This is a genomic window from Fusibacter sp. QWL-12 (assembly GCF_058683495.1).
In genome coordinates this window covers 1,142,409-1,155,012 of sequence record NZ_CM178745.1, presented here as the reverse complement: position 1 = coordinate 1,155,012, position 12,604 = coordinate 1,142,409, and the positions used below count along the sequence as shown (strand labels likewise).

The following is a 12,604-nucleotide window of genomic DNA, read 5'->3' as shown; positions in this document are numbered from 1 at the left end:
GAAATTGGCATTAATTAGTAAATCTACAGTAATTAGTAAATAAACATTTTAGGAGGAATACATGAATTTAAATGGTCTTAATTCTGCACAAAGGGATGCGGTCTTATCAATAGATGGTCCAATTCTAGTCGTTGCGGGGGCGGGCTCGGGAAAGACAAGGGTGCTAACGCATCGTATCGCTCATTTAATTGAGGCATATGATATTTTTCCTTCAAGTATCATGGCGATTACCTTTACAAATAAAGCAGCTACTGAGATGAAGCACAGGATTGAACAGTTGGTTGGACCAGTGACCAATCAAATGTGGGTAGGAACCTTTCACTCTATGTGTGTTCGGATTTTAAGACGAGATGGCCATAACATTGGCTATGCGAGTGATTTCGTTATCTACGACACAACCGATCAGAAGGCATTATTAAAGAACTGTTTTAAGGCGCTGGGATTAGATGAGAAGAAAACACCTATCCAATCCTTTCAATATAAGATTTCAGGCTGTAAAAACGATATGATGTCTGCAGATGCCTATGAGATTAACTTTCATAAGGACCCACGTGAAAGGGATTTTATTAAGCTTTATAAGCTATATCAAGAAAAGCTGAAAAGCAATCAAGCGCTGGATTTTGATGATCTTTTAATAAAGACGATTGAGCTTTTTAAATCATGCCCTGAAGTACTTGCTTATTATCAAAATAAGTTCAGATACATTCATGTGGATGAGTATCAAGATACCAATAAAGCGCAGTATACATTGGTACGCCAGCTAAGTGCCAAACATAAAAACCTTTTCGTCGTAGGCGATGGTGACCAGTCGATCTATAAGTGGCGCGGCGCAGACATTCGTAATATTCAAGATTTCGAGAAGGATTATCCAGGCGCAAAAATCATTAAATTAGAGCAGAATTATAGATCATCACAAAATATATTGGATCTTGCAAATAGTGTGATTAAACATAATCCAGGTCGACGTGATAAAACCCTTTGGACAGAAGCGGATGCTGGAGAAAAAATACGTTATTATCAGGCTTATGATGAGAAGGATGAAGCGAGATTTATCGTCAATCAGATAAGAAAAGAAGTTCGCGAGGGCAACTTTGATCAGAGTGATTTTGCGATACTTTATCGTACCAATGCACAGTCAAGAGCGCTAGAGGACGCACTCAATATCGAGGGCTTGCCATACAAAGTCGTCGGTGGGTTAAAGTTCTACGAAAGAAAAGAAATCAAAGATGTTTTGGCATACTTTAAGTTGATGGTCAACCCCTTTGATGATGTCAGTTTTAGACGTGTTATCAATGAACCTAAGAGAAGTATCGGGGACAAGACGATTGAAAAGTTGCAAGATTATGCGACAGAGCACGGCTTAAGCCTTTTAAAGGCGTGTGCTAATATAGATGAAGTTCCTGGAATAACCGGTAAAACGGCACTTGCGATTCGAGATTTTTATAATATGGTGAATGGCTTATCGGCCAGACTTGATGTTGCAACTTCAGGCGAAATTTTTGACGCATTAATTGAACAGTCAGAAATCATCGCAAGCTATGAAAGAGAAAGAAACGATGAAGCCGATGGTCGAATCGACAATATTTACGAGTTAAAAACAGTTATTGAAGAGTTTGAAAAGAGACAGGACTCTCCGGGATTAAGGGATTTCTTAGCAGAAACAACACTAAGAAGTGATCAAGATAGCATTGAGGAAGAGGAACAAAGTATTCTATTGATGACACTTCATGCGTCAAAAGGTCTTGAATTCCCAGTTGTTTTTTTAGTGGGTCTCGAACAGAACCTATTCCCATCTTTCCGTGCGATGGATGATGAAACTGAACTTGAAGAAGAGCGTCGTCTTTGCTATGTGGGCATTACGCGTGCAGAGTCGCTTTTATTTATTACTCATGCAAAAAATAGAAATCACTATGGTAGATTTGAACCTAGAATGCCAAGTGTCTTTTTATCTGAAATGAATCAAGCGCTGCTTGAGTCTATGGGTGAAAAATCACTAGGAAATATTCTCAAGGAAGCACCGACAGGATCCATGACTTTAAAACACAACCCCTATTTTAACCCTGGTCAATCAACCTACACAGCACCTGAAAAATCAGGGAATTCAGATGGATTTTCACCTGGTGACAAGGTGATGCATAAAGTGTTTGGTGCGGGTATGATTATCACTGTAGATAATTCTAGTCAGGTGCTGACCATTGTTTTTGATGCACATGGCATTAAGAAATTAGATCCATCCATTGCACCAATTAAGAAGTTATAGGTTAAGGTGGTGAATTTATGAGCACATACAATTCAGTTGAATCAGCAGCATCGAGAATTATGGCACTCAAGGGACAGATTAACCGTCATAGTCATGCGTATTATGTTCTTGATCAGCCAAGCATAACCGATGCGGAGTACGATGCACTGATGAACGAACTGATCCAGCTTGAAAAAGAATTTCCAGAGTTAGCTGACCCAAACTCGCCGACTAAGCGCGTTGGTGGTGCGGTGTTAGAAATTTTTAATAAAGTAACACACACAGTACCACTTTTGAGTCTAGATAATGCATATAATGCAGAAGATTTAATAGCGTTTGATAGCAGAGTAAAGAAAGATCTTGGTGCAATGCCAGAGTACACGGTTGAATATAAAATTGATGGCTTGACGGTGGCTTGTCTATATGAGGCGGGTCAATTCGTAAGAGGTGCAACAAGAGGCGACGGCACAACGGGTGAAGAGGTTACTGAAAATGTTAGAACCATTAAATCACTGCCACTTTCACTAGAGTCAGACATTGATTTAGAGGTTAGAGGTGAGGTTTTTTTACCAAAGTCATCATTCGTAAAACTAAATGAACAACAAGCGCTTTTAGGAAAAGAAGCATTTGCAAATCCAAGAAATGCAGCTGCAGGCTCTTTAAGACAGTTGGATTCTAAGATCGCTGCCAATAGAAAGTTAGACGTCTTTATCTTCGATATTATTACAGGTGTCGAATCACTTGGCATCAGCTCTCAAACTGAGGCTTTTGAAAAACTCACTCAGCTGGGTTTTAGAACGGCTCCGATTAAAAAATTTAATGACATCCAAGATGTGATCGATTATACAGAAGCTATGGTGGCTCAAAGGCATGATTTGCCCTTTGAAATTGATGGCTTGGTAATTAAAGTCAATGATTTAAGCATGCGGAATGAACTGGGTTTTACAGCTAAAAGTCCACGAGGTGCAATTGCTTACAAGTTCCCTGCTGAACTAGCAAAGACCATTATTCGTGACATTCAGGTACAAGTGGGTAGAACGGGTGTGATAACGCCGCTTGCTGTGTTTGAACCAGTAGTTGTAGCAGGCTCAACAATTTCCAAAGCGACCCTCCATAATCAGGACTATATCGATGAAAAGGATATCCGTGTGGGAGATACCGTCTTGGTTCAAAAGGCGGGGGATGTTATCCCGGCGGTTGTACGAGTGGTTCTTGAGGAAAGACCAGAGCATACAAAGCCTTTCCACCTCCCTGAGCAGTGTCCGGTTTGTGAAGGACCAACGGTCAGACAACCAGGAGAAGCAGCGCTAAGATGTATCAATGACAATTGTCCTGCAAAGCTTCAAAGACTTCTCATGCATTTCGTTTCAAGAACAGCGATGAATATTGATGGGTTTGGCGAAGCCATTGTTGAAAATTTTATAGAAAAGGGATTTATCGAGTCAATTTCCGATATCTATCGCCTCAAGGATGTACAAGACGCTTTAAAAACCATAGAAGGATTTGGCGATAAATCGATTAATAAGCTGCTAGAGGCTATAGAAAATAGTAAGTCTAATGATTATTATAGGTTGATATCAGGATTAGGCATCCCATTAATAGGTGAAAAAGCGGCAAAGACACTCGCAAAGCATTTTAATTCAATGGATGAACTAATGTCAGCAGACGTAGAGTCCTTGACTCAGATCGATGAAATTGGAGATAAAATGGCACTGAGTATTATCCAGTATTTTGATCGTTCAGACAGTAAAAAATTAATTGAAGATTTAAGAGAGCTCGGTGTTAATTTGACTTCGAAACTCACTTCGAAGGTGGAAGGTGCTTTCAGTGGAAAAACCTTGGTTGTCACTGGGACCTTAGTCAAATACAGTCGAGATGAAATTAAAGCATTAATTGAGCAAAATGGCGGTAAGGCTGCCGGTAGTGTTTCTTCAAAAACGGATTATGTCGTCGTTGGTGAAAATGCGGGATCAAAAGCCGATAAAGCGAGAAGTCTTGGTATTCCAATCATTGATGAAGCAGAATTTGAAGCAATGTTAAGTCAATCGTAATAAGGAGCAAATGATGGAAGTCGGTAAATTAAAAAATGAAGTACTAGGTGAAATCGTTTTATCTGAGATTCATACGGTACGAGATGATATACTCATTCGACCTAATGTCGGTGAAGATTGTACAGCGGTCGCTTTTGGTGATCTGGCATGCGTCCTTACGACCGATCCAATTACAGGAACGGATAAAAATATTGGCCAGCTTGCAGTAAATGTCTGTCTAAATGATATTGCATCTAGTGGTGCTGAAGCAGTTGGCATCATGCTAACGTTACTTTGTCCAGAAGGGACAACTCAAGAAACCATCGGTCAGATATTAAGAGAGGCGAATGAAACGGCCAATCAATATGACGTTGAGATCATAGGCGGTCATACTGAGATTACAAATGCAGTTAATCGAATCATTGTATCAGCTACTGCTTTAGGTAAGACACCGGTTGAACGACTAATCAAAACCTCTGGTGCACAGGTCGGCGATTATATCTACTTGACGAAAACTGCAGGGCTTGAAGGAACTGCGATTATCGTTAGTGAACTTGAGGATGCACTTTATGACGTGTTATCCAAATCTGAAATTCAAGAAGCGAAGGATATGTTCAAGCAAATTAACGTTATCAATGAAGGTAAAATTGGCGTTAGAATTGGTGCTACAGCGATGCACGATGCTACGGAAGGTGGCATTTTAGGTGCGATTCACGAGCTATGCGAGGCGAGTGGTAAGGGGTGTAAGGTTAAGGCAGATAAAATAGCAGTTCATCCAGTTACTGAAAAGCTTTGCGAGTATTACAACATCAATCCTTTAAAATTAATCAGCAGTGGTACTATGGTAATCTGTATGCCTCAAGCTTTGGCAAGCGACTTGGAAAAAGCTTTGCTCGATTTTCGCATTGAGTATTCTAGAGTTGGTGTAATCACTGAAGAACGTGATAAAAAGCTGATAATGGGTGATGCCAGTGTGGAGGAGATTTTTGACTATATTGAATCGCCTGATGCTGATGAGCTCTATAAAGTGATCAAGTAATATATGAATGATAGGATAGAAGTATTGAACGTAAAGGAGAGATTATGGTAAAAATCAATAATTTTAAACGCTTACATGTCAAACAATTGCTCTCTTTAATTGTGTGCATGGCGATGCTAATTCAGATGCAGCCATCATTTGCAAATAAGTATTCTGAGTATGATTACGTTGAACTTAGCGAAAGTGGTCTAGGGATCTTTAATAAATATGAACCGGTTAACGTTATGATCGGTGGTATCGATATATTTTCTGATGCGCCGGGGATAATCGTCAATGGTAGAACAATTGTACCGGTTTCTGCCATTTTAATTGAGTTGGGTGTCAAATATCAGTGGAACGGATCGACTAAGGAAATTTCATTTTCTTATGGTGGCAAATCTGTTGTGATGCAAATTAATAACCCCTATGCGACGATCGACGGGAAGAAAACGCTTTTACCAGATAGTGTCGCTCCAAGAATTATGACCTATAAAAGCATTACGGGAGAGTTTGTTGACAGAACCTATGTACCACTGAAGTTTATCAGTGATGTTCTCGGACTGAGTGCGTCTTGGATCGGTGAGACGCGTACGGTTGCGATCAATAAAATGGCTCAGACGATGACGAATCTTACAATGGACGTTTATAAAACCTATCCTGAGATTCGTTTTAAAGTGACCGGTGAGGTTGATGCAACGACTTTTGTAATCAACGGCACAGATGTTGGCGGGCAAGATAAAACGATTATCGATCTTCAAAATACAAAGTTGACGCCACCAAGTGGTGCAACCATTAAGAATGGTGTTTGGACGTATAATATTTCAGATGATATCTTTGGTGTCGATAAGCTTGAGATTACTCAAAATAGCGACAATCCTTACAATACTAGGGTTACAATCTATCAAAACGAACGTCGTGGAACGGAAATTAGTTACGATGCAGCCAACAAGGAAATGGTTGTTCAATTAATCAATACGGTCAGCGAAGTTGGCGTTGAGAACATCTATAGTACGGATACGGTGGTAATTGGGACGCGTGAAGCGCCGTATTATAACGTTGATGTAAATGGGAATCAAGTTATTGTAGATGTTATTAACAGTTATCTTAAAATCAACGATGGCGCTTATCAAGTGCTACCAGTGAATCAAGGTAAAATCGAAGCGATTTCATACCGTCAATTGGATACGAGTAAAGACGATATGTATTCTCCAGAAATGGAAGTTACCAGGGTTACGATAGAGACCTCTGAAAAGATGACCTATGATGATTTCTATGTTGAGTCTAGTGGGGATGAGCTTCTAGTCTATATTACCAATCAACCAATTAATAATTTTAACTATGTAAAACAATCGAGTGAAAAAGGGTTAATGACCATAGAGCTGTTTAGTAAGTCGGATTACGCACTAGATTATAATTCAGCGACTAGGACGATTGCCATCGACGTACCTAAGGATAAAACGGATTTAGGAAGCTTTGATCAAGCGATCAATGACCACATTGTCGATAAGTTTGTGGTCTCTGAGGTAGGCGCTAATTATCATATCGAAGTTGTACTTGCTGAGAATACCACTTATTCAAGGCTAAATACGACTGGGTCAATCTCTTTGACTTTCACAAATACAGTGATTCAAAACTCTGAAAATAAAGGAACATTAATCGTTATCGACGCTGGTCACGGTGGTAAAGATCCTGGTGCAGTAGGATCGAAAGCACAGGAGAAGGATTTGACGCTAAGAGCGGCAAAATTGCTTGAAAGCGAACTTCAAAAGCAAGGGTTTAAGACCTACATGATTCGAGCGGTAGATGAGTATGTTGGCCTTTATGACCGCCCTGCTATTGCCAATGAGCTTGACGCTGATTTGTTTGTCAGCATCCATATCAATGCATTTACAAATGGAACTGCATCAGGTGTGGAAGTTCTCTATGGTGAAGAGTCTATGAGCAGTGATAAAGGACTTGCAAGTGCAATGCAAACTGAGCTGGTTAAGTCTCTTGGTGCAGTGGATAGAGGTATTGGCTATTTACCTAGATTGGTCGTACTAAAAGAGTCTAAAATGACCTCTGTTTTAGCAGAGCTTGGTTTCATCACCAATGCAGCAGAACAAGATAAGCTGATGAGTGAAAGCTACTTGAAAAAAGCGGCTGAAGCTATGGCAAGAGGGATTGTCAACTTCTTAAAATAATAGGCATCTATTTCCGCCCAGCTGATGATACGGTTGGGCGGTTTTTTTATTAAGCCACAATCTCGCTTGTTGTAAAATCTGATGACTAGATGTTAGAAGATTTTAGTCAAGAGTATGTTATAATAGGAAGTTGTAAGGTGGATTGATTGATTTTTCAATTAAAATATATGATTAGACTTTATGGAGGAAGAAAATGGCGAATAGAATAGATGGTAGAGCAAACGATGCACTTAGACCTGTGAAAATTACAAGAGATTATATCGTTCATCCAGCAGGATCGTGTTTAATCGAAATGGGTCAAACAAAAGTCATTTGTACGGCGACGATTGAGGAAAAGGTACCTCCGTTTTTAAAGGGGACAGGAAGTGGATGGGTGACAGCTGAGTACGGTATGTTACCAGGGTCGACAGGACAAAGAAAGCAAAGAAATACTAAGGGTATAGATGGTAGAAGCCAAGAAATCCAAAGGTTAATTGGACGTTCACTACGCGCGATAGTAGATCTAAGCAAATTAGGTGAGAGAACCATTTGGATTGACTGCGATGTGATTCAAGCAGATGGTGGCACTAGAACTGCATCAATTACTGGTGCATATGTTGCTCTTACAGATGCAGTCAGACAATTAATCGACAAGGGGTTATTGGCAGAATCGCCAATTACAGACTCTGTAGCTGCTGTTAGTGTAGGTATTGTGTCGGATCAAGTCATTTTGGATCTTTGTTATGAAGAGGATTCGAATGCACATGTGGATATGAACCTTGTGATGACGGGCGCAGGTGAGTTTATCGAGGTTCAAGGGACAGGGGAAGAAAAACCATTTAACCGTAAACAGCTAGACGCGCTTATGTCTATAGGAGAACAAGGCATTATCAAATTAACAGAAATACAAAATGAAGCTTTATCAAAATAATGGGTATAAGGAAGTTTAAGTGAGCTTAACTGAATATGACTGAGTATAGTTTGGTTAGGCATATCGCTAGAAAATTGATACAAATAAACAAAAGGATAGGACAGTGTGTTATGAAAAAACTTGTTTTGGCATCAGCCAATCAACATAAATTGCAAGAAATTCAAAGTATTTTAAAGGATTTTGAGTTTGAACTGGTAACGATGAAAGCGGCTGGTTATGGTGACGATGATATCGATGAATCAGGAATAACCTTTGAAGAAAATTCAATGATAAAGGCAATGGCAGTACACAATCGTTTGAAAGTAGCAGCACTTGCAGACGATTCTGGACTTGAGGTTGATTATATAGATGGCGCTCCAGGTGTCTATTCAGCGAGATATGCTGGTGAACCTAAGTCGGATTCAAAAAATAATGAAAAGCTTTTAAATGCATTAAAAGATGCCAGTGACGAAGAACGTACAGCACGTTTCGTAACCGTTCTAACGCTCGTGTTTGAAAATGGAGATACGTTAGTGGCTAGAGGTACGGTTGAAGGTAAAATAGGCTTTACAGCTAAGGGTGAAAACGGATTTGGTTATGATCCGCTCTTTATTGTACCTGAATTAGGAAAAACTTTTGCAGAGCTGACTGAAACTGAGAAAAATGCACTCAGTCATCGAGGCAATGCACTTAAAGTCATGAGAGAGGAAATCAAGCGTTATTATGAACGTACTGGTTGTTAGTGACACTCACGGTCGAATTGAACCTGTCGTACGCTATATGCTTCAAAATGAGAGCCTGTTTGATAAAGTCTTTCATCTAGGAGATCATTATAAGGATGCACTGGCAATCGCCAGTGCGACAGGCAGGGAGGTTATTGCGATTAAAGGCAATTGCGATCCATATGCCAATGTGAGTGAAGATAAAATTATTGAAATAGAAGGCAAAAAAATCATGATTACCCATGGTCATCTATATGGCGTTAAATATTCATTACTTCGATTGCATCTTCATGCACTTGAAAATGGCCTAGATATGATTTGTTTTGGGCATACACATGTTGCAACACAGGCGTTTGAAGATGGTGTCATGCTATTTAATCCAGGAAGTGCGTCAGAACCGAGAAGAGGTGGCTATCCTTCGATTGGTCTGGTGAGTATATCTCAAAGAGGCATTTTTACGACTTTGGTACCATTGTTGCAATCGCAATCTTCTGACTAGTCTGACTACTGCGTTTTCTATGAATAAACTGTAAAGTTTGGGTAAATAATTTCTTTTAAAAAGTGGTTGACGCACTATATCAATTCATGTATAATAAAATTCGTCAGTTAACGACGGGGTGTAGCGCAGTTTGGTAGCGCATCTGGTTTGGGACCAGAGGGCCGCGGGTTCAAATCCTGCCACCCCGACCATGAGCGTCCGTAGCTCAACTGGATAGAGCACCGCCCTTCTAAGGCGGGGGTTTGGGGTTCGAGTCCCTACGGACGCGCCATTTACAATTTTATAGTTTTCTGATACATGGCGGCTGTCGTCAAGCGGTTAAGACAAAGGACTGTGACTCCTTCATACGTGGGTTCGATTCCCATCAGCCGCCCCATTTATTGGGGATTCGCCAAGCGGTAAGGCAACGGACTTTGACTCCGTCATTCACAGGTTCAAATCCTGTATCCCCAGCCATATGATCCATTAGCTCAGTCGGTAGAGCACCTGACTTTTAATCAGGGTGTCCCGCGTTCGAGTCGCGGATGGATCACCATTTTAGAAAAGTCACTTTGATTGCGAATCGGGGTGGCTTTTTGTTTGTTATTACATTATAATTAGCTTAATAGATTTAACTTTGCATCCTTAGCTCAACCGGATAGAGTAGCGGACTTCGAATTCGTTGGTTGTGGGTTCGAGTCCCGCAGGGTGCACCAAAAAAAAGTACCAATATCTTTAGGATATTGGTACTTTTTTTATCTATATCATTGTGAAAATTACATCTTACAATTAGCCTTCAAATGAAACGTAATGAATATCAGCGCCATTTACGGTGACTTTTCGATTGCTTCCAACAAAGACATAAGGTTGATGGTAAACGACAAAACTATCAAAATCTGAAATCTTGGTGACATTGGAGTTAGATGTGCTGATTTTATTGATGTGAGTCAAGTTCTCAATAATCTCACTTTTTCCGTTTTGAAAATAAAGAATTGCTTTCATAGGAGACACTCCTTTCTATGTTGAATTGTATCAAAAAAGAGTGATGATTGAAAGCAAGTTAATTATTATAGTGCAATACTAAGAGATATCAGTTCTAAAACAACTTTGGTTACTGTGATTAGATCGCTGATGTATAGATGTTCTTCGAGTGTGTGAGCTTTACGTTCGCCGATTCCCAAGTTAACTGCAGTCAGACCTTTAGAATTATAGATGTTTGTATCACTGCCGCCTCCGGTAGACATGGTTGATGCTTGAATCCCTAAGGCAGTGTATGCTTTGATTACTTTTCTTACGATATCTGATTCAGGATCGACTTTGAAAGCACCATACATATTTGTTACTATTGCATCAACTGTCGCACCGTATTTCGCGGCTGCTGAGTTGAAGCAATCAACCATGTGTTGTGATTGACGGTTTAACTTTTCGTTATCTAAACTTCTCGCTTCAGCGAGGACATATGCTTCAGGCGTAACGATGTTTGTCACTGAGCCAGCTTCAAATTTACCGATATTTGCAGTTGTTTCAGCATCGATCCTAAGGAGCTTCATCTGACTGGTGGCTTCACTTGCAACCATGATTGCACTGATGCCCTCTTCTGGTGCGACACCAGCATGAGCAGGTTTGCCGTGAACGGTAAATTCTAATTTGTCTTGTGCTGGACCTTGTATGACGATTTGACCTGGTAGTCCACTACTGTCGAGCACATAGATTTCCTCAGCATCGATTTGTGAGATATCAACATTTTTGGCACCGTGCAGACCACCTTCTTCAAAAATGCTGAATATAATTTCAATATCAGCATGAGGTAGGTTGTGCTCTTTTAGGGTTCTTAGAGATTCCATAACCGCAGCAATCCCAGCTTTATCATCGCCTCCTAAGACAGTAGTACCATCGCTATAGATAACACCATCTTTAATAATTGGCTTCACGTCAACACTCGGACTAACGGTATCCATGTGACAACTGAATAAAATGGTCTTGCCCTTAGTAGTTCCTTTTTTCTTTGCGATGAGATTGCCTGTATCACTGCCGACTTTTTCACCTGCATCATCTATGCTCACTTCAAAGCCCAACTCTTGTAACTCGTCAGCTAATTGTCGTGCAAATGCACCTTCGTGTTTGGTTGGACTTGATATTTTAACGTACTTGATGAAATGATCGACCAATCGTTGCTCGTTTAACATGTTACCTCCTCATAATGCAAATTATTTTATTTCTTACCAACCGGTAGAATATAGCTGATATAAATATCCTCGCCGTCTAGTTCGAATAATCCATCAGCGATGTCTTGATCATAAGACGCGATGGGGCATGCACCAGCACCTACTATTTCAGCAGATAAACAGATGTTTTGTGCAACATGTCCAAGGTCTAGTAAAATCACTTTATGTGACTTTTCAACATAACGCCATTCAGCACGATAAGGTACGACTGCAAGATAAAAGACGACATTTGCCTCGCCAGCGAAACTTTGACCGTTTACCGATGCGACAATAGTATTTGTATTCAGTGCATCACAGAGCTGTTCTAGCTGGTGTGTAAGTGGTAAATATCGATAGTAGCCTTCCGGGATACCTTCAACGCGTTGGATGGAAAGAAAAGTTTCAAATGGATGACGTGCACCTCCAGAGGGTGCGGGTCTAAAGCTTGCAATATTATCGCCTAAGATCTTTTGGATGATGCATGAGGTTTCAAGGATAAAACTCAATTCCTCGATTTGCATTGAGGCAGTGCTATATTTTCTTAGAGAACGGCGTTCCATCAATAATTTATAGACGTCGAGTTCATAAGGAGTATGATCTTTTACTCTAGGTAAATCGATGATAAGATTACCTTCTTTTGGTGAAGACTGAAGTGGTGGTGCTTTGATGCCTTTAACTTGATCTGAAGTCGTTGGCGTTTTAGAACTATTGAAATTGGATTTGAGAAATTGTCTCTGCTCGTTTATGCGACTCATGTATTTCCTCCTTCTCAGGTGAGTGTTAATAGTGACATGATATCCTTAGTATACTAAATTTTTTCACAATATGCCTATTAATTGAT

10 protein-coding genes and 6 tRNA genes are annotated in these 12,604 nt (G+C 40.1%); 13 read left to right on the top strand and 3 right to left on the bottom strand.

What is annotated here, in order from left to right; all coding sequences use genetic code 11:
• Positions 1–61 precede the first annotated feature (61 nt).
• The 13 genes from pcrA (at position 62) to AC4PID_RS05935 (ending at position 10,275) form a co-directional block, all read left to right on the top strand.
• Entirely contained in the window at positions 62–2,260 is a 2,199-nt protein-coding gene (gene pcrA / locus AC4PID_RS05995) for a DNA helicase PcrA (protein ID WP_492134655.1), read from the top strand.
• Between the two features lie 17 nt (positions 2,261–2,277).
• Positions 2,278–4,290, top strand: coding sequence for an NAD-dependent DNA ligase LigA (gene ligA, locus AC4PID_RS05990; protein WP_492134654.1), 2,013 nt, complete (start codon positions 2,278–2,280; stop codon positions 4,288–4,290).
• A 13-nt stretch (positions 4,291–4,303) separates the two neighbouring features.
• Positions 4,304–5,308 (top strand): AIR synthase family protein, encoded by a 1,005-nt coding sequence (locus tag AC4PID_RS05985; protein WP_492134653.1) that lies wholly within the window; start codon positions 4,304–4,306, stop codon positions 5,306–5,308.
• 44 nt (positions 5,309–5,352) lie between these two features.
• On the top strand, positions 5,353–7,470 hold the full coding sequence (locus AC4PID_RS05980) for an N-acetylmuramoyl-L-alanine amidase (protein ID WP_492134652.1): 2,118 nt from the start codon (positions 5,353–5,355) through the stop codon (positions 7,468–7,470).
• A gap of 193 nt (positions 7,471–7,663) precedes the next feature.
• The gene (gene rph, locus AC4PID_RS05975; protein ID WP_492134651.1) at positions 7,664–8,380 is read left to right on the top strand and encodes a ribonuclease PH; all 717 of its coding nucleotides are present in this window, start codon (positions 7,664–7,666) and stop codon (positions 8,378–8,380) included.
• Between the two features lie 110 nt (positions 8,381–8,490).
• Complete coding sequence (locus tag AC4PID_RS05970; protein WP_492134650.1) at positions 8,491–9,102, top strand: XTP/dITP diphosphatase; 612 nt, start codon at positions 8,491–8,493, stop codon at positions 9,100–9,102.
• On the top strand, positions 9,083–9,580 hold the full coding sequence (locus tag AC4PID_RS05965) for a metallophosphoesterase family protein (RefSeq protein WP_492134649.1): 498 nt from the start codon (positions 9,083–9,085) through the stop codon (positions 9,578–9,580). The genes AC4PID_RS05970 and AC4PID_RS05965 overlap by 20 nt, the downstream gene beginning before the upstream one ends.
• Positions 9,581–9,694: 114 nt before the next feature.
• A tRNA-Pro gene (locus AC4PID_RS05960) sits at positions 9,695–9,771 on the top strand.
• Positions 9,772–9,774: 3 nt separating this feature from the next.
• Positions 9,775–9,851 (top strand) — tRNA-Arg (locus AC4PID_RS05955).
• A gap of 29 nt (positions 9,852–9,880) precedes the next feature.
• Positions 9,881–9,956: transfer RNA gene (locus tag AC4PID_RS05950), tRNA-His, on the top strand.
• Between the two features lie 5 nt (positions 9,957–9,961).
• Positions 9,962–10,036, top strand: a tRNA-Gln gene (locus tag AC4PID_RS05945).
• 3 nt (positions 10,037–10,039) lie between these two features.
• Positions 10,040–10,115: transfer RNA gene (locus AC4PID_RS05940), tRNA-Lys, on the top strand.
• Between the two features lie 83 nt (positions 10,116–10,198).
• Positions 10,199–10,275, top strand: a tRNA-Arg gene (locus AC4PID_RS05935).
• Between the two features lie 73 nt (positions 10,276–10,348).
• On the opposite strand, the gene AC4PID_RS05930 is transcribed toward AC4PID_RS05935, so the two are convergent.
• The 3 genes from AC4PID_RS05930 to AC4PID_RS05920 form a co-directional block, all read right to left on the bottom strand.
• The gene (locus AC4PID_RS05930; protein WP_492134648.1) at positions 10,349–10,561 is read right to left on the bottom strand and encodes a hypothetical protein; all 213 of its coding nucleotides are present in this window, start codon (positions 10,559–10,561) and stop codon (positions 10,349–10,351) included.
• Between the two features lie 65 nt (positions 10,562–10,626).
• Complete coding sequence (locus AC4PID_RS05925) at positions 10,627–11,745, bottom strand: M20/M25/M40 family metallo-hydrolase (protein WP_492134647.1); 1,119 nt, start codon at positions 11,743–11,745, stop codon at positions 10,627–10,629.
• A gap of 26 nt (positions 11,746–11,771) precedes the next feature.
• A complete protein-coding gene (locus AC4PID_RS05920) occupies positions 11,772–12,518 on the bottom strand; it encodes a SagB/ThcOx family dehydrogenase (RefSeq protein ID WP_492134646.1) in 747 nt (248 codons plus the stop codon).
• Positions 12,519–12,604 lie beyond the last annotated feature (86 nt).